Here is a 16,964-nt window from a genome sequence, read left to right on the forward strand (position 1 = left end):
GACGATTATTGACCAACCTTCGCAAGCCTGCCAAGCGGCGCGGACCTATCGTATCGATTCCATGCAACGAAATACGATTCGACGATGTTCCTGTACGCGACGCTGTTGGTCTGTGGTGGTCTGGCCGGTGTGACAACCGTCCTGTTCGGCTTTGGCGGCGGCTTTGTCGTGGTGCCGCTGCTTTACACGATGCTCACGATGACGCACGCTGCCGGCAGCCCCGTGGCGCAGTCGGCCATGCAGATTGCGGTGGCCACATCGTCGTGCGTGATGATCTTCGGGTCGTCGATGGCCACCTGGCGCCACCATCGCGCCGGCAATGTGGACTGGCCGCAGGCGCGTGCCATGGGCGGCTATATCGCCGCGGGCGCCATCGTGGGCGCGGCCGCCGCCAGCTGGCTCAGCGGCGACTGGGTGCGCTGGGCGTTCATCGCCTACCTGGCGGCAACCATCCTCGATAGCGCGCTGCGCCCCGGCTTCATGCATGCGCGTCCGGCCGCCGCACGGCCGATGACGGTGGCGACCACAGCAGCGGTGGGGCTTGGCATCGGCACCATCGCCGCGTTCCTGGGCGTGGGCGGCAGCGTCATGACCGTGCCGCTGATGCGCCGGCGCGGTGCCACGATGACGCAGGCCACGGCCATGGCCAATCCGCTATCGCTGCCGATGGCACTGGCCGCCACCGCCACCTATGTCGCGCTGGCCTGGCGGCACGGCGCGACACTGGGCCCCGCGCACGCCGGCTATGTCGACCTGCTGGCCTTTGCCGTGCTGGCGGGCGGCTCCTGGGCAGGCATCCGGCTGGCGGCGCGCTGGATCGGACGCATCCCCGACCGCGTTCACGCCGTGACCTATATCGCGCTGCTGGCCGTGGTGCTGGTGGTCATGCTGGCGGTATAGCCGCGTAGCCATCGCCGATCAGTGCGCCACGCCGTGCATCGTCTCGCGCAGCAGCGTCGTGTCGTAGCCAAGCGCGGCCACGCGGGCGATCAGTGATGTTGCCAGTGCGCGCGGCGGCCGTGCGTCGCGCGTGAGGATCCACAGGAAGCGGCCTGAAGGCTCGCCGACGATCGACCACGTGTAGTCGTCGGCATGGTCCAGCACCCAGTAGTCGCCGAAGAAGAACGGGCCGAAGAACGATACTTCGAGCTTGGCCCCGCCGCTGCCGCGCACGATGCGGGCGCGGCCCTCCGACGTGCGGGCGTCGCCGTCGGCGCAGCCCTCGTGGCAGGTATTGCGCACCGAGACCAGCCCGTCTTCGCGTTTCGCATATTCGGCCGTCACGCCCTCGCAGCCGCGCTCGAAGCCGTTCTCATAGCGCGCGAACTCGTACCATTTGCCAAGGTAGCGATCCAGGTCCACGGACTTTGCCGGTTCGGGCACGGCGGCATTGCCGCGTTTGCCACCCGAGAACTTGCCATACGCCCGTGCCGCCAGCGCGGCCCCTGCCAGGGCGAAACCTGCCGCAGCCAGCGGCGCGAGGGATCGTTTCACAAGGCACCTCCATCGAATCGGCAGGAATCGAACTGGCTCGATCCCCCCGGCCGATTGTGAAGCGCCCACGCCGCCCACCGGAATCGGACGAATGCCGACACGCGCTGTGGGACGGCGCCGACGGCAGCCGGCGCCCCACCCTCACGTGATCCGCCTGCCACCCTAGACCGGCAGCCCCTTCGCCCGCAGCGTGGCGTCGAAGCGCTCGGGGTCGGAGGTGCCCGCAGCGTTCTCCGCGCGGATCCTTGCCTCCTTCGCCAGGTGCGCACGGCAGCGCTCCAGCACCAGCGCGGCGTCGGCTGCCGGCACGGCGATCACGCCGTCCGCATCGCCGACGATCAGGTCGCCCGGCATCACCGCCAGCCCGGCGCACGACACCGGCACGTTGATCTCGCCGGGGCCGTCCTTGCCGGGTCCGCGATGGGTGTGGCCGCGCGCGAAGATCGGCATGCCGTCCTCGGCCCACTCGCACAGGTCGCGGATGGCACCGTCGATGACCAGCCCACCAAGCCGCTTCGCCACGCACGTGGTGCGCATCAGCCCGCCGACCAGCGCCTGCGTGACATCGGCGCCGCCGTCGATGACCAGCACATCGCCGGGCTGCACCATCATCAGCGCCTTGTGGATCATCAGGTTGTCGCCCGGACGCACCCGCACCGTCACGGCCGGGCCGCACAGCACCGTTTCCAGGCGCCGATGGTATTGGCGCAGCCCCACGGTGCCGATATTGCGGCTCATCGAATCGCCAATGGCGGCGACGGGTATGTCTCGAAAGGCTGCCACCAAGGCGGCATCGGGCCCTTCGGCACGCGGATGGATGCGATAGCCGGGTGGCCACTGGGCCGCTGCGGCGGCTTCGGATTGACTCATGACTGACTCCAGAAACAGGGATTGAAAGCGGATATCAGGAAAAGACCTGCGGATTGACGCACGCGGCCCGGTCGGCCGGATGGCCGTCGAGCCAGCCCAGCACGTTGCGCGCGGCACCGGCGGCCATCGCGGCCAGTGCCGCCGGGGTCGATCCACCAACGTGCGGGGTCAGCACCACGTTTTTCAGCGTCGCCAGCGGGCTATCCGGCGGCAGCGGTTCGACGGCCATCGTATCGAGCCCGGCGGCGAACAGGCGCCCGTCTTGCAGCGCGGCCACCAGCGCGGTTTCGTCCACCACCTCGCCGCGCGCCGTATTGATCAGGATCGCCCCCTTCGGCATCTGGCTGAACTGCGCGGCACCGAGCATATTGCGCGTGTGCGGGTTCAGCGGGACATGCAGGCTCAGCACATCGGCCTGGGGTAGCAATTCCGCCATCGAAGACACCAGCGTCGCACCTTCGACGGGGCTCTGCCGCCCGGCGAGTGCCGGATCGAACGCCACCACCTTCATGCCCAGCGCCAGGCCGACGCACGCCACGCGCTGGCCGATCTGGCCAAACCCCACCAGCCCCAGCGTCTTGCCGCACAACTCGACGCCATCCTGGGCGCGCGCCCACCGGCCGCCGTGCAGTTCGGCATCCATCCAGCCGATACGCCGCGCCGCCGCGAACATCAGCCCCAGCGTCATCTCGGCCACCGACTGCGCGTTCGCGCCTGGCGTGACGTAGACCGGAATGCCGCGCTGCGTGGCGGTCTGCACATCGATATTGCTGACGCCCACGCCGTGCTTGGCAATCACCTTGAGCGTGGGACACGATGCGATGGCCTGGGCCGACAGCGCCACCGTGCGCGAGATCACGGCGTCCACCGGCTCGCTGGCCATGATGCGATCCACCTCTTGTGCGTCGTCGGGCGACGACAGATAGATGACGCGCGCACCCGCCTGATCCAGCAGTTGCACGCCGGCCGGGGCAAGCCGGGGCGCGGTGACGAAAACGGTATGCATGGTATTTCTCTGCGTTCAGTCGAGCTTGATTCAGTCGAGCTTGATATGGGCGTCGCGGACCAGGGCACCCCATTTCTGGTGCTCGGCGCGCAGGTATTCGCTGAATTGCTGCGGCGTGCTGCCCAGCGGCGTGCTGCCTTCTACCGCCAGCTTGTCCAGTACGTCCTGCGTTTTCAGCGCCTTGCGTACCTCGGCATTGATGCGGTCGATCACGGCCTGCGGCGTCTGGACCGGCGCCATCAGGCCCGTCCACGTGATGGCCTCGAAACCGGGATAGCCGGATTCGGCCACGGTCGGCACATTGGCCAGCAGCGGCGAAATACGCACGCGCTGCGCCGAACTGATGGCCAGCGCCCGCACCTTCTGGCTGCCCAGTTGCGAAATGGCCGCTGCGGTATTGGCGAAGTTGAATTCCACCTGGTTGCCCAGCAGGTCCATCATCGCCGGGCTGGCACCCTTGTACGGCACGTTGAGCATCCGAAAGCCCGCCTGGCGCTCCAGCAGTTCGCCCGTCAGATGGGCGACGGTGCCGTTGCCGGGCGTGCCCATGCGCAGGGCCTCGGGCTTGGCCTTGGCGGCCGCCACCACATCCTTGAGCGTCTTGAACGGCGACGTGGCGTTGACCAGCAGCACCACGGGCTGCGACGCCACCGTGGTAATGGGCGCGAAGTCCTTGAGCGGATCGAACGGCATCTTCGGATACAGCGCGGGATTGATGGCCAGGTTCGCGGTCTGCCCCAGGCCAATCGTGTAGCCATCGGCCGGCGCCTTGGCGACGACATCCAGGCCGACGTTGCCGCCCGCGCCGGGACGGTTCTCGACCACCACGGTCCAGTGCGCCTGGGTGGACATCTTTTCGGCAATCAGCCGCGCCACCGCATCGGTACCGCCACCGGGCGGGAACGGCACCACCAGCCGGATTGGCCGGCCCGGCCACGCATCGGCGCTCGCGGTGCCACTGCAGATAACCAGCATGGCCGCAGCGGCCAGCATTCCAGGCTTCAGCATCGTGTGTCTCCTTTCTGCTTTCGTTTGCAGACATTCTTGCCGTGCAAAAGCATTCCGTCTATTTGATAATGTTCATGTTTTCATTCCTGTGAGTTATCGATGGAAATCCAGCTCAGGGACCTGCGTTATTTCGAGGTAGTGGCCGAACTCGGGCATGTCGGTCGCGCGGCCGACAAGCTGGGCCGCACGCAACCGGCCCTGACCAAGGCGGTGCAGCGGCTGGAAGAGGCGTTTGGCAGCGAACTGTTCGAGCGCAAGGGGCGCGGCATCCGGCTGACGCCGGTGGGCGAGGTGCTGCTGGCCCGCGCTCGCATGCTGCGCGGCGCCACGGACGAGGCGCTGCGCGAGGTCGGGGATTTCGCCAGGGGCAATGCCGGCCACGTCCGGATTGGCAGCGGCCCCATTGCGGCGGAGCACGTGTTGCCGGAAATCTGCAGCCTGCTGCTGGAAGAAGCGCCGGCAACCACCATCGACATTACCGTGGCGCCCAGCCTGGTGCTGCGCGACCGGCTCAAGGAAGGCTCGCTCGACCTGCTGATCGGCCTGATGCCCGAACAGGACGACGCGCTGGTCAGCCATGCCATCGTGGAAGACGTGGTGGTGGTAGTGGCCAGCCGCCATCATCCGGTGTTCGCGCTGCCGCGCGTCACGCTCAAGGCGCTGCAGGCCTGGCGATGGGTGTTGCCGGCGGCGTCGATCCCCAGCCGGCAATGGATCGACGCGACGTTCCAGTCGCACGGCCTGCCCCGCCCCGTCACGCAGATCGATGCCAACTCGATACCGCTGCTGCCACGGCTGATCGGCAAGACCGAACTGCTGAGTTTCCTGTCCCGGCACACGCTGGAAGAACACCGGCACGTGCTGCGCGAAGTGCCGCTCAAGGAGGCCACGCTACGGCGCCGGCTGGGCGTCAGCTACCGGCGCCAGGGCTACCTGTCGCCCGCCGCGCTGCGGCTCATGGCGCTGCTGCAGGAACGCGGCGAGGCACTGTTCAGCGCGGCGCCGGGCGACGATTGAGGCCCGGCGACCCGCCGCGTTGTGCCACACTCATGCATCCCCACATCCGGAGCGACAACGCCATGACGATGCCAACGGACACCAGCGCGCGCATTCTCGAGCAACTGGCCGATGCCCTGATATTCGCCGATGCCGAAGGCCGCATCACCGGCTGGAACGCGGCGGCCACGGCGTTGTTCGGCCATGATGCCGACGAGGCCATGGGACAGAGCCTGGACCTGATCATCCCCGAGCGGCTGCGCGCCGCACACTGGCGCGGTTACCAGGCCGCCATCGATTCCGGCAAGACGCGGTTGTCCGGCAAACCCACGCTGACCAAGGCCATCCACAAGGACGGCAGCAACCGCTACGTGGAGATGACGTTCGCGCTCGTACTCGATGCGGCGGGACAGCCGATCGGCTCGGTGGCGGTCGCCCGCGATGCCACCGAGCGCGTGGAGCGCGAGCGGCAGGCCCGCGCGCCCACCGACAGCCAGTAGGCGGCACGCAGGCGGCAAGGTCACACCACGGCCGGGCCGCACCTTGAGGCGACAAGGCGGAAACGTCAGGCCGAGAGTTGCTGCATGACGCTGTAGAGGTCCGCCTTGCCCTCGAAGCCGATGCCGGGCAGATCGGGCATCGTCAGGTAGCCGTTCTCGACCTTCACGCCGTCGGGGAAGCCGCCGAACGGCTGGAACAGGTCGGGATAGCTTTCGTTGCCACCCAGGCCCAGGCCGGCGGCGATGTTCAGCGACATCTGGTGGCCACCGTGCGGAATGCAGCGGCTGGCCGACCAGCCGTGCTGCTTCAGCATGTCGAGCGTGCGCAGATACTCCACCAGGCCATAGCTCAGCGCGCAGTCGAACTGCAGCCAGTCGCGGTCCGGGCGCATGCCGCCGTAGCGGATCAGGTTGCGCGCATCCTGCATCGAGAACAGATCTTCGCCGGTGGCCATCGGCTTGTCGTAGTAGTTGCGCAGCGTGGCCTGCAGCTCGAAATCCAGCGGATCGCCCGGCTCCTCGTACCAAAACAGGTCGTACTGCGACAGCGCCTTGGCGTACTGGATGGCCGTGTCGAGATCGAAGCGCCCGTTGGCGTCCACGGCCAGCTTCTGGCCGTCCTGCAGCACGCTCAGGATCGAGTCGATCCGGCGCAGGTCTTCGTCCAGCGACGCCCCACCGATCTTCTTCTTGACCACCGTATAGCCGCGGTCGACGTAACTGCGCATCTCGTCCTTGAGCTTGCCGTGGTCCTGGCCCGGGTAGTAGTAGCCGCCGGCGGCGTACACGAACACCTTGCGGTCCGGCTGGCCGTTGCCGTAGCGGTCGGCCAGCAACTGGAACAGCGGCTTGCCCTCGATCTTGGCCACGGCATCCCACACCGCCATGTCGATCGTGCCGATAGCCACCGAGCGCTCGCCGTGGCCGCCCGGCTTTTCGTTCTTGAACATGGTGTCCCAGATCTTGTGCGGATCGAGGTTGTCGCCGGTGGCATCCACCAGCGACGCCGGATCGGCCTCCATGATGCGGGGGATAAACCGCTCGCGCATCAGCGTGCCCTGGCCATAGCGGCCGTTGGAATTGAAGCCGTAGCCCACCACCGGCTTGCCGTCGCGGATCACGTCCGTGACCACGGCCACCAGGCTCAGCGTCATCTTGCTGAAGTCGATATAGGCGTTGCGGATGGGCGAGCTGATCGGGAACGTCTTTTCTCGAATTTCTACGATTTTCACGGGGTCTCCTGAGTGCGGAACACGGCGGTGCAGGCCGTGCGAATCCGAAGCTTAGGCGCGGGACGATGCACTAGAATTGAATCACTTTCATTTCATTATTCACTTTGAGTGAAGACCGATCTCGCATCCGAACTGGAATTCTTCGTGCTGGTGGCGCGGCTGGGCAGCCTTGCGGCGGCCGCCCGGGAACTGAACCTGACCCCGCCCGCCGCCACCAAGCGCCTGGCATTGACCGAGGCACGGCTGGGCGTGCGGCTGGTGAACCGCACCACCCGCAGCATCAGCCTGACCAACGAGGGCGAGACGTACCTGGCCTACGCCACCCGCATCCTGGCCGACCTGCGTGAAATGGAAAACGTGGTGTCGAGCAGCGGCGCCGAGCCCCGTGGGCTGCTGCGGGTCAACGCCACGCTGGGCTTTGGCCGCACCACCATCGCACCGCTGGTGTCCGAGTTCGCCAAGCGCTACGCGCATGTCGAGGTGCAACTGGAAGTGACCGACCGGCCCGTGGATCTGGTCGACAGCGGCGTCGACCTGGCCATCCGCTTTGGCACGCTGCCAGACCGCCGACTGTCGGCGCGGCGCATCATGTCCAACCGGCGCTTTCTGTGTGCGTCGCCGGCCTATCTGGAAAAGTCAGGCACGCCGCGGTCGCTGGCCGACCTGGCGCAACACCGGTGCATCATCCATCGCCAGAACGACGACGCCTATGGCGTCTGGCGGTTCGAGCACGACGGGGGCCACGAGAGCGTGAAAGTGGAAGGCGCCCTGTCGAGCAACGACGGCGACATCGTGCTGGGCTGGGCGCTGGACGGGCACGGCATCCTGGTCCGGTCGGAATGGGATCTGGCCAAGTATCTGGAAAGCGGCCGACTGCGCGTGGTGCTGCCCGCGTACCGGCTGCCGTCGGCCGACCTGTACGTGTACTACGCCCAGCGCCGCAACCAGACCGCGCGGGCCCGCGCCTTCATCGACTTCCTGGCGCAGCAGTTCCAGCAGGCCGCGCCGGCCAGGCGATAGCTGGCCAGGCTTGGCGGCCCGGCCGCCCATCGGGCATCAGTCCGCCTGAATGCCCGATTCCTTGATGACCCGCGACCAGCGCGTCACCTCGGCCTGGATCTGCACCCTGGCCTGATCCGGCGTCGTGTAGGCCGGCATCGCGCCCTGCGCCACCAGCGCGGATTTGACCTCCGGCTGCTCCATGATGTCCTTGAGCGCGGCGCTGAGCTTGTCGACAACCGGCTTCGGCGTGCCCGCCGGTGCCAGCACGCCGAACATCGAACTCACCTCGAAGCCGGCAAGGCCCGCCTCGGCCGCCGTCGGCACATCGGGCAACACCCGCTGCGGCGTGGCCGATGCCAGCGCGCGCAGCTTGCCGCCCTTGATGAACGCCTGGGTGGCCGGCAGCGTGTCGAAGATCACGTCGACCTGCCCGCCCATCAGGTCATTGAGCGCCGGGCTGCTGCCTTTGTAAGGCACGTGCACCAGTTCCACGCCAGCCTGGCGCTTGAACAGTTCGGCCGCCAGGTGCTGCGGCGAGCCATTGCCCGACGACCCGTAGTTCATGCCGCCCGACTTGGCCTTGGCGGCTGCAATGAAGTCCGCCAGGGTCTTGCCCTTGAACGACGGCCCCACTGCCACCACCAGCGGCACCCGGCCGACCACCGCCTCGGGCACGAAGCTCTTGTCCATCGAGAAGCCTGCCGCAGCCGGCTGCAGCACGCTGTTGATCGAATGGCTGGTCAGCGCGCCGAGCAGCAGCGTGTAGCCGTCCGCTTTTTCCTTGGCCACATAGGCTGCGCCCAGGTTGCCGGCCGCGCCCGCGCGGTTTTCCACCACCACCGGCTGCCCCAGCGATACCGTCAGTTTCTGGCCGATCACGCGCCCGATCACGTCGGTGGCGCCGCCCGGGGTATAGGGCACCACCAGCCTGACCGGCTTGTCGGGATAGTCGGCCAGCGCGAATGCCGGCATTGCGGCGCCGAGGCCAACGGCCACCGCCGCCACAAGGGCACGCCGGCGGCTCATGCCATCGACGCATGATCTGTATTTGTGCTTCACAAGTCTCCTCCTGCTCTGGTTCGGATGCATGGATACGCCCCGTGTACGGACGCACCCGGGGCTGCCCGAACTCTAGTCAATTACATTATTAATAATATAGGTGATAGCACCGACGACAATCAGACGGGACTCGACTATCCTTAGGTCCGATATCCAATCAGGGGCGTCGCGCCCCGGCACACCGCATCCGACCATGTCCCACGACGACCAGAACCCCAAAGGCGCCGCCCCGCGCCACGACATCGCGCCCGCCGCCGCCGCTACCGGCATCTCCAAGGGCCTGACCAACTACGGGGACCAGGGCTTTTCGCTGTTCCTGCGCAAGGCATTCATCAAGGGCGCGGGCTACACCGACGACGCGCTGGACCGCCCGGTCATCGGCGTCGTCAACACGGGCAGCGCCTACAACCCCTGCCATGGCAATGCTCCCCAGCTCATCGAGGCCGTGAAGCGCGGCATCATGCTGGCCGGCGGCCTGCCGATGGACTTCCCGACGATCTCGATCCACGAGAGCTTTTCGGCGCCCACCAGCATGTACCTGCGCAACCTCATGTCGATGGACACCGAGGAAATGATCCGCGCGCAGCCGATGGATGCCGTGGTCCTGATCGGCGGCTGCGACAAGACCGTGCCCGCCCAGTTGATGGGCGCGGCGTCGGCCGGCATCCCCGCCATCCAGCTCATCACGGGGTCGATGCTGACGGGCTCGCACCGCAGCGAGCGCGTGGGTGCGTGCACCGACTGCCGCCGCTACTGGGGCAAGTTCCGTGCGGAAGAGATCGACGCCGAAGAGATTGCCGACGTCAACAACCAGCTGGTGGCCAGCGTGGGCACCTGCTCGGTGATGGGCACGGCCAGCACCATGGCCTGCATCGCCGAGGCCCTGGGCATGACGGTGCCCGGTGGCGCGTCGCCGCCGGCGGTCACCGCCGACCGCATCCGCGTAGCCGAGCAGACCGGCACGGAAGCCGTGCGCATTGCGCGCGAACGCCTGACCATCGACAAGATCCTGACGCCCGCCGCCTTTGAAAACGCCATGCGCGTGCTGCTGGCGATTGGCGGCTCCACCAACGGCATCGTCCACCTGGCCGCCATCGCGGGCCGCCTGGGCTACGACATCGACTTGGCCGCGCTGGACAACATGGGCCGCGACACGCCAGTGCTGCTGGACCTGAAGCCGTCCGGCGACCACTACATGGAAGACTTCCACCACGCGGGCGGCATGGCCACGCTGCTGCGCGAACTGAAGCCGCTGCTGAACCTGGACGCACTGACCGTGACCGGCCGCACGCTGGGCGAGGAAATCGAGCGCGCCGGTCCGGGGTTCAAGCAAGACGTGGTGCGCACGCGCGACAACCCGATCTATCCGCAAGGCGGCATTGCCGTGCTGCGCGGCAACCTGGCCCCGGGCGGCGCCATCATCAAGCAGTCGGCGGCCCACCCGAAGCTGATGGAGCACGAGGGCCGCGCCGTGGTGTTCGAGAACGCCGCCGACCTGGCCAACCGCATCGACAGCGACGACCTGGACGTGACGGCCGACGACATCCTGGTGCTCAAGAACATCGGCCCGAAAGGCGCGCCCGGCATGCCCGAGGCGGGCTATATCCCGATTCCGCGCAAGCTGGCCCGCGCGGGCGTGAAGGACATCGTGCGCATTTCGGATGGCCGCATGAGCGGCACGGCATTCGGCACCATCGTGCTGCACGTGACGCCCGAATCGGCAATCGGGGGCCCGCTGGCCTACGTGCGCAACGGCGACCGCATCAGCCTGTCGGTGGCGCGCCGCGACCTGACGCTGCATGTCAGCGACGACGAACTGGCCCGCCGCGCACAGGAAACGCCGGTGGTGGTGCCCACCGCCGACCGCGGCTACCGCAAGCTCTTTCTCACCACCGTCAACCAGGCCGACCAGGGCGTGGACTTCGACTTCCTGCGCGCCGCCGAGACACGCGGCAAGGTGCCGGGCAGCGGCGCGTGACCTGCGGCGGAACAGGCGCCATGGACGGCAAAATCGGTCAGAATGTCGGCTTTATTGCGACTCGCCACCCAGTGCCGGGGCCCAGCCCCGGCGCGATTCACCCGATGCCCAGTTCCGACTTGCGCAGCCCCGCCGCCGGCGCCGAAGCCGCCCCCCTCGCCCACGACCCGCTGGACGCGATTGTCGCCACGCTCGAAGAAGACATCGTCTTTGGCCGGCTGCACCCCCGGGAGCGGCTGGTCGAGGACGATCTGATGGAGCGGTTTGGCGTCAAGCGGCACGTGGTCAGGGACGCACTGACCGCGCTGGACCGCCTCGGGCTGGTGGAACGCCGCAAGAACGTGGGCGCGGTGGTGCGCTCGTTCTCGGTCCAGGAAGTGACCGAGCTGTACGAGGTGCGCGGCATGCTGGAGACCGAGGCTGCCCGGCGCATCGACCTGCAGCGCGTGCCGGCGCACCTGGACACGCTGATCGCCATCCAGCAGCAGCACGACACGGCCGTGGCCGCCGGTGATGCGCGCACGGTGTTCCGCGTCAACCTGGCCTTCCACCGCGAACTGTTCAGCCTCTGCGGCAACCAGACACTGCAAAAGGCCATCGCAGAATTTGCGCGGCAGACGCATCCGATCCGCTTTGCGTCGCTGGTATCGGCCGAGTACCGCGAGCGCGCCCGCCAGGAACACTGGCAGATGATCGAGGCCCTCAAGGCCGGCGACATCGACGGGCTGGTGGCGCTGTGCGCCAGCCACCTGCTGCCGTCGCGCGATGCCTATCTGAACGCGCAGCAGTACCGGGGCTGATTTCCGGCTCCGGGCGTCTGATTCCGGCGCCTTTTCCGGCTCTTATTCCGGCTCTTATTCCGGCTCTTATTCCGGCTGGATACCAGCCTGTTTCACCAGTTGCCCCCAACGGTCCACCTCGCTGCGCAGCCGGTCGCCCAGTTGCGCCGGCGTGGACGCCTTGAGGTCGATACCCTGGCTGTCCAGGCGCGCCCGGGTCTGCGGATTGGCCAGCGCCGCGCGGACTTCATCGCCCAGCCGGTTGACCACCGCCGTCGGCGTGCGCGCCGGGGCCACCAGGGCCCACCACTGACTCACCTGCAAGGCCGGCAGCTTCGCCTCGGCAGACGTCGGCACATTCGGCAGCGCGGCGATCCGCGACGGCCCCGTCACCATCAGCGCCGTGATCTTGCCGCCGCCAAGCAGGCTGCTGCCGCTGGCCAGCGTCGCAAAATGGCCAGAAACCAGTTGGGCGGAAACATCGGTCAGCGCCGGGGCCGACCCGCGATAGGGCACGGCGTCGACGGGAATGGCCGCTTGCGTCTCCAGCATCCTGGCCGCCAGATGGCTGATCGTGCCGTTGCCGCTCGTGGCCATCTGCATCGGCTTGCCGGACTGGCGTGCATCGGTCAGGAATCGCTGGACGTCGCCGGGCCGGTAACGCGCACTGTCCGCGAACAGCACCAGCGGCGATTCGCCAAGCAGCGACACCGGCGTGAAATCGCGCAACACATCGTAGGACATCTGGCGAAACACCGATGGCGCGACGGTATGGGCCAGTTCGATCACACCGAGCGTATAGCCATCGGGCGCGGCCTTCGCCACGGCTTCGGCGCCGATGCGGCCCGAGGCGCCCGCGCGGTTTTCGACCACCACCGGCTGGCCCATCGATTCGCTCATCCGTTGCGCCACGGCGCGCGCCAGGGCATCGGTGCTGCCGCCTGCCGCCCATGGCACGATCAGGCGGATCGGCTTGTCGGGGTAGCCGGCCGCATGGGCCACCGGCACGTGTACCGCCGCCAGGCCGACGGAAAAGATGGCGCTCAGGTAACGCAACGTCATGGGGGGCTCCTTCATGGCTCTAGTTTGTGATCTGTGCCGGGTCACGATCGCCGCGCGCCGTCAGCATGAGCAGAACGGTTTCCGACGGATCGATGCGGCCATCGGCGCGCAGCATCTGCGCGGCGGCGAGTCCGGCGCCTGCGCAGAGTTCGACCCAGAATCCGGCGGCGGCCAGATGGCCGGTGCCCGCGCGCGCGGCGTCATCGCCCACGACAATCGCGCCGCCACCTGATCGCGTGGCCGCATGCACCTGCTGGGCAGTGACGGTGGACCCGGCCGTGGAAAACTGCTGCGTCGCGCCCGCGAAATCCGCCTGCTGCGACGCCCCGCCCAGCACGCTGGCCAGGCGCGGAAAGGGTTCGACGGCCCACAGCTTCGGCACGCGGGCCAGATGTCCCATCCTCACGAGGTCGCGCAGCGCGCTGTAGAGTCCCCACAGCAGGTCGCCCCGCGCGGTGGGCACCATCACGTGATCGGGCAGGCAGCCCTGGTGCACCCATTCGAGCGCGGCGGCGCGATAGCCTTCCACGCCAAACACCGGGCTGCCGACGGCTGGCAGGCTGTAGTTCGTCAGCGCGAAGGCACCCTCTTCCCGTACGCGGCGGCGCACGTGATCCCAGCGCGCATGTCCGGTCTCGCAAATGACGCGCCTCGCGCCGTAGTGGCGCAGCGCCACGTCGAACACGGCAGGCAGGTCTCGATAGGTGGCCACCTCGCACGCCAGCCCGGCGGCGGCGCAGTAGGCAGCCACCGACACCGCCGCGTTGCCGCTGGACGCCAGCACCACGTCGCGCGCGCCGGACGCCAGCGCGCGGCTGACGGCCTGGGCCGACATGCGGTCCTTGTGCGAGCCGGTCGGGTTGGCGCCTTCGTTCTTGATCCAGACGGCCGCCACGCCGGTCAGTGTAGCCAGCGCCGGAACTGACAGGCAGGGCGTGGCGCCCTCGCCCAGCGTCACGCCGTCCAGATAGGGCATCCAGTGTCCCCAGCGATAACCCTGGCTTTTTGGTGCAAAATCTAGCGCCGGCGCATTGTCTCCCGCTTCGTCGACCCCTTCGTTGACCCCTTCATAAACCGCTTCGAGACTGCTTGGTCGACCCTGGCCGGCGCAGGCTGGACAACCCTCCGGCAGGTCGGCTACCGGGTAGACCTCGCCGCAGGTCACGCATTGCAAGGCGCGTAGCACGGGATTGACGGTCGGCACAGGGCCGGGCGTATGGATGTGGGGCATGGCGACGGACTGGAATGGCATGACGGCGAGTCTACGGGCAGACGCGCCGCCGCGACGCAAGCCATCCGTCGTTTTTGATAAGCCAAACTTATAGGATGAGGATGGACAAGACAGCCGAGGCAGCCGCCGGGCAGACCGTCAGCGCGCGGCAGATCGAGGTGTTCCGCATGGTCATGCGGCTGGGCTCCGCGCGCCGCGCCGCCGAAGCGCTGCATATCAGCCAGCCGGCGGTGACCCAGATCGTGCTGCAACTCGAAAAATCGGCACGGCTCAGGCTGTTCGACCGCAGCAAGGGCCGCATGGTCCCGACCGCCGAGGCGGCCGCGCTGATGGACGAAGTCGAGCGCGTCTACGTGGGCCTGGACGCCGTGCAGCGCAAGATCGACCTGCTGCGCTCGCACGAGGACACCGTGCTACGCGTGGGCGCCCTGCACGCGATGGCCGCCAGCGTGATGCCGCTGGCGGTGGCCAACTTCACGCACAGCTATCCGCGCAGCCATTGCCGGCTGGAGGTGGACAGTTCGCGCGGACTGCGCGAACGGCTGCTGCAGCGCGAGCTCGATCTGGCCTTCATGGGCGATGAAGTGGACACCAGCGGGCTGACCGCCTCGGAGTTCTACGCCGTGCCGGCGGTCTGCATCGTGCCGGCCACGCACCCGTTTGCCGCACGGGGCCGCATCGGCGTGGCTGACCTGGCCGATGCGCCACTGATCGGCCTGGATGCCGCCGACCCAGCCCAACGCCAATTGCAATCGGCCTTCGCCGGACACGGCCACACGCCCCGGTTCGTCGCCACGACGCCATACAGCCACACGCAATGCGCACTGGTGCTGGCCGGGGTGGGCCTGGCCATCACCAACCCGCTGGTGGCGCGCACCTATACCGCGCTGGGGCTGCGCAGCGTGCCGTTTGGCGGCGCGGTGCATTTCCGGGCCATCCTGGCGTTTCACCCAGGCCAGGGACAATCCACGGCGGCACAGCAGTTTGTGCGGCTGTGCCGCCAGCGTGTGGAAGACCTGCTGCGCTGATGCGCGCCGCTCAGCCGTTGCGGAACAGGAAGCTGTACGCGCTCAACGCGGGCGCACCGCCCAGGTGGGCATAAAGCACGCGCGAACCGGCCGGGAATTCGCCCCGCCGCACCATGTCGATCATGCCGTGCATCGACTTGCCTTCGTAGACGGGGTCGGTCATCACGCCTTCGTACCGCGCGCAGGTGCGGATGGCCTCCAGCGTGCCTTCCGACGGCAGGCCATATTCGGGGCCGCCGTAGCGCGTGTCGAGCACCACATCGCCATCGGCAATGTCACGATCCAGCTCCACCAGCCCGGCCGTATGCCTGGCGATACGCAGGATCTGCGCGCGGGTCTGCGCCGGCTTGGCCGATGCGTCGATGCCGATGACGCGGTCAGCCCGGCCATCGGCCGCAAAGCCCACCACCATGCCGGCCTGCGTGCTGCCCGTGACCGAGCACACGACGATGTAGTCGAACCTGAAGCCCAGTTCGGCTTCCTGCGCGCGCACTTCCTCGGCAAACCCGACAAACCCGAGGCCGCCAAGCGGATGCTCCGAACAGCCGGCGGGTATCGGGTACGGCTTGCCGCCGGCCTGGCGTACGCTGTCCATGGCCTCTTCCCAACTCTTGCGGATGCCGATATCGAAGCCGTCGGCCACCAGCCGCACGTCCGCTCCCATCATGCGCGACATCTGGATATTGCCCACCCGGTCGTAGACGGCATCGGCATAGTTGACCCAGTTTTCCTGCACCAGCACGCACTTCAGCCCCAGGTGGGCGGCCACGGCGGCCACCTGGCGCGTCTGGTTGGACTGGATGCCGCCGATCGACACCAGGGTGTCGCAGCCTTGTGCCAGGGCATCAGGAATCAGGTATTCGAGCTTGCGGGTCTTGTTGCCGCCAAATGCCAGGCCGCTGTTGCAGTCTTCGCGCTTGGCGTAGAGCGCCACCTTGCCGCCGAGATGGTCGGACAGGCGCTGCAGCGGCTGGATTGGGGTGGGACCGAACGTCAGGGCGTGGCGGGGGAAACGCTTCAGGTTCATGGCGGCTGCTCCAGGGTGGTTGAGGGCGATGGACTCAATCCTAGAAAAAAAGCCGCGAAACGTGCTTGCAAAGAACGGAGCCTGGAAACACTATTCCTTAACACGAGACCTCTCGTTCTTTCATTTCTTCCGGTAAATCCACCTTGAAAGAAACAAAATTTCGCACCAGGTCCGCGCAGCCGGGGGCACCCGCCGCGCCGGCAGCGCCAGCCCCGGCGCACGTCGACACGCTGGACCGCGCCGACAAGGCGATCCTGCGCGCGCTGCAGCAGGATGCGTCAATCTCCAACGTGGCGCTGGCGGCCAAGGTGAGCCTGAGCCCGCCGGCTTGCCTGCGTCGCGTGGAGCGGCTCAAGGAAATGGGCCTGATCCGCGGCATCGTGGCGCTGCTGGACCCCAAGGCGCTCGACGCGGGCATGCTGGTGATGATCGGCGTGGTGCTCGACCGATCCACGCCCGAATCCTTCGCACAGTTCGAGACAGCCGCACAGAAAGTGTCGGGGTGCATGGAATGTCACGTGGTCACCGGCGAATTCGATTACTTCATGCTGGTGCGCACCCGGGACAGCGAGAGCTTCAATCGGCTGCACGCGGAGCAGCTGCTTTACCTGCCCGGCGTGCGTCAAATCCGCTCGTTCATGGTGCTCAAGCAGGTGCTGTCGACGACGCAGTTCCCCTTTTGACAAAAGGCC

Annotated in this window: 17 protein-coding genes; 8 read left to right on the forward strand and 9 right to left on the reverse strand. The window is 67.5% G+C overall.

The window, feature by feature from the left end:
* The first annotated feature begins 84 nt into the window (after positions 1–84).
* On the forward strand, positions 85–900 hold the full coding sequence (locus CYJ10_RS17575; RefSeq protein ID WP_101682771.1) for a sulfite exporter TauE/SafE family protein: 816 nt from the start codon (positions 85–87) through the stop codon (positions 898–900).
* An 18-nt stretch (positions 901–918) separates the two neighbouring features.
* On the opposite strand, the gene CYJ10_RS17580 is transcribed toward CYJ10_RS17575, so the two are convergent.
* From CYJ10_RS17580 to CYJ10_RS17595, 4 genes are all read right to left on the reverse strand, one after another.
* Positions 919–1,494 carry a lipocalin family protein gene (locus tag CYJ10_RS17580; RefSeq protein ID WP_101682772.1) on the reverse strand — a complete coding sequence of 192 codons (576 nt, stop codon included), beginning with the start codon at positions 1,492–1,494 and terminating at the stop codon, positions 919–921.
* A gap of 162 nt (positions 1,495–1,656) precedes the next feature.
* Positions 1,657–2,364 (reverse strand): RraA family protein, encoded by a 708-nt coding sequence (locus CYJ10_RS17585; protein ID WP_101682773.1) that lies wholly within the window; start codon positions 2,362–2,364, stop codon positions 1,657–1,659.
* A 34-nt stretch (positions 2,365–2,398) separates the two neighbouring features.
* Complete coding sequence (locus CYJ10_RS17590; RefSeq protein WP_101682774.1) at positions 2,399–3,370, reverse strand: hydroxyacid dehydrogenase; 972 nt, start codon at positions 3,368–3,370, stop codon at positions 2,399–2,401.
* 30 nt (positions 3,371–3,400) lie between these two features.
* Positions 3,401–4,378: a Bug family tripartite tricarboxylate transporter substrate binding protein gene (locus CYJ10_RS17595; RefSeq protein ID WP_101682775.1), complete on the reverse strand. Its 978-nt coding sequence runs from the start codon at positions 4,376–4,378 to the stop codon at positions 3,401–3,403.
* A 99-nt stretch (positions 4,379–4,477) separates the two neighbouring features.
* Between CYJ10_RS17595 and CYJ10_RS17600 the strand changes: the two genes are divergently transcribed.
* Together CYJ10_RS17600 and CYJ10_RS17605 are read left to right on the forward strand one after the other, a co-directional pair.
* Complete coding sequence (locus CYJ10_RS17600) at positions 4,478–5,395, forward strand: LysR family transcriptional regulator (protein WP_101682776.1); 918 nt, start codon at positions 4,478–4,480, stop codon at positions 5,393–5,395.
* Between the two features lie 62 nt (positions 5,396–5,457).
* Positions 5,458–5,874: a PAS domain-containing protein gene (locus tag CYJ10_RS17605; RefSeq protein WP_101682953.1), complete on the forward strand. Its 417-nt coding sequence runs from the start codon at positions 5,458–5,460 to the stop codon at positions 5,872–5,874.
* A gap of 65 nt (positions 5,875–5,939) precedes the next feature.
* On the opposite strand, the gene CYJ10_RS17610 is transcribed toward CYJ10_RS17605, so the two are convergent.
* Complete coding sequence (locus CYJ10_RS17610; protein WP_101682777.1) at positions 5,940–7,106, reverse strand: mandelate racemase/muconate lactonizing enzyme family protein; 1,167 nt, start codon at positions 7,104–7,106, stop codon at positions 5,940–5,942.
* A gap of 108 nt (positions 7,107–7,214) precedes the next feature.
* Here CYJ10_RS17610 and CYJ10_RS17615 point away from each other — a divergent pair, with 108 nt between their 5' ends.
* The gene (locus CYJ10_RS17615; RefSeq protein ID WP_101682778.1) at positions 7,215–8,126 is read left to right on the forward strand and encodes a LysR family transcriptional regulator; all 912 of its coding nucleotides are present in this window, start codon (positions 7,215–7,217) and stop codon (positions 8,124–8,126) included.
* A 36-nt stretch (positions 8,127–8,162) separates the two neighbouring features.
* Here the strand turns inward: CYJ10_RS17615 and CYJ10_RS17620 are convergent, their stop codons facing one another.
* Positions 8,163–9,134, reverse strand: coding sequence for a Bug family tripartite tricarboxylate transporter substrate binding protein (locus tag CYJ10_RS17620; protein WP_101682779.1), 972 nt, complete (start codon positions 9,132–9,134; stop codon positions 8,163–8,165).
* A 226-nt stretch (positions 9,135–9,360) separates the two neighbouring features.
* Between CYJ10_RS17620 and CYJ10_RS17625 the strand changes: the two genes are divergently transcribed.
* Positions 9,361–11,145, forward strand: a complete 1,785-nt coding sequence (locus tag CYJ10_RS17625; protein WP_101682780.1) for an IlvD/Edd family dehydratase — start codon at positions 9,361–9,363, stop codon at positions 11,143–11,145.
* Positions 11,146–11,249: 104 nt separating this feature from the next.
* Entirely contained in the window at positions 11,250–11,945 is a 696-nt protein-coding gene (locus CYJ10_RS17630; RefSeq protein ID WP_101682781.1) for a GntR family transcriptional regulator, read from the forward strand.
* Between the two features lie 66 nt (positions 11,946–12,011).
* Here CYJ10_RS17630 and CYJ10_RS17635 read toward each other — a convergent pair whose 3' ends face one another.
* Entirely contained in the window at positions 12,012–12,986 is a 975-nt protein-coding gene (locus tag CYJ10_RS17635; protein ID WP_101682782.1) for a tripartite tricarboxylate transporter substrate binding protein, read from the reverse strand.
* 19 nt (positions 12,987–13,005) lie between these two features.
* On the reverse strand, positions 13,006–14,238 hold the full coding sequence (locus tag CYJ10_RS17640) for a pyridoxal-phosphate dependent enzyme (protein WP_257993396.1): 1,233 nt from the start codon (positions 14,236–14,238) through the stop codon (positions 13,006–13,008).
* Between the two features lie 80 nt (positions 14,239–14,318).
* Between CYJ10_RS17640 and CYJ10_RS17645 the strand changes: the two genes are divergently transcribed.
* A complete protein-coding gene (locus CYJ10_RS17645; RefSeq protein ID WP_101682783.1) occupies positions 14,319–15,245 on the forward strand; it encodes a LysR family transcriptional regulator in 927 nt (308 codons plus the stop codon).
* 10 nt (positions 15,246–15,255) lie between these two features.
* On the opposite strand, the gene CYJ10_RS17650 is transcribed toward CYJ10_RS17645, so the two are convergent.
* Positions 15,256–16,272, reverse strand: coding sequence for a 1-aminocyclopropane-1-carboxylate deaminase (locus CYJ10_RS17650; RefSeq protein WP_101682784.1), 1,017 nt, complete (start codon positions 16,270–16,272; stop codon positions 15,256–15,258).
* Positions 16,273–16,415: 143 nt separating this feature from the next.
* Here CYJ10_RS17650 and CYJ10_RS17655 point away from each other — a divergent pair, with 143 nt between their 5' ends.
* On the forward strand, positions 16,416–16,955 hold the full coding sequence (locus CYJ10_RS17655; protein ID WP_101682785.1) for an Lrp/AsnC family transcriptional regulator: 540 nt from the start codon (positions 16,416–16,418) through the stop codon (positions 16,953–16,955).
* Positions 16,956–16,964: the final 9 nt, after the last annotated feature.

The sequence above is a fragment of the Cupriavidus pauculus genome (assembly GCF_002858765.1).
GTDB classification, from domain to species: domain Bacteria; phylum Pseudomonadota; class Gammaproteobacteria; order Burkholderiales; family Burkholderiaceae; genus Cupriavidus; species Cupriavidus pauculus_B.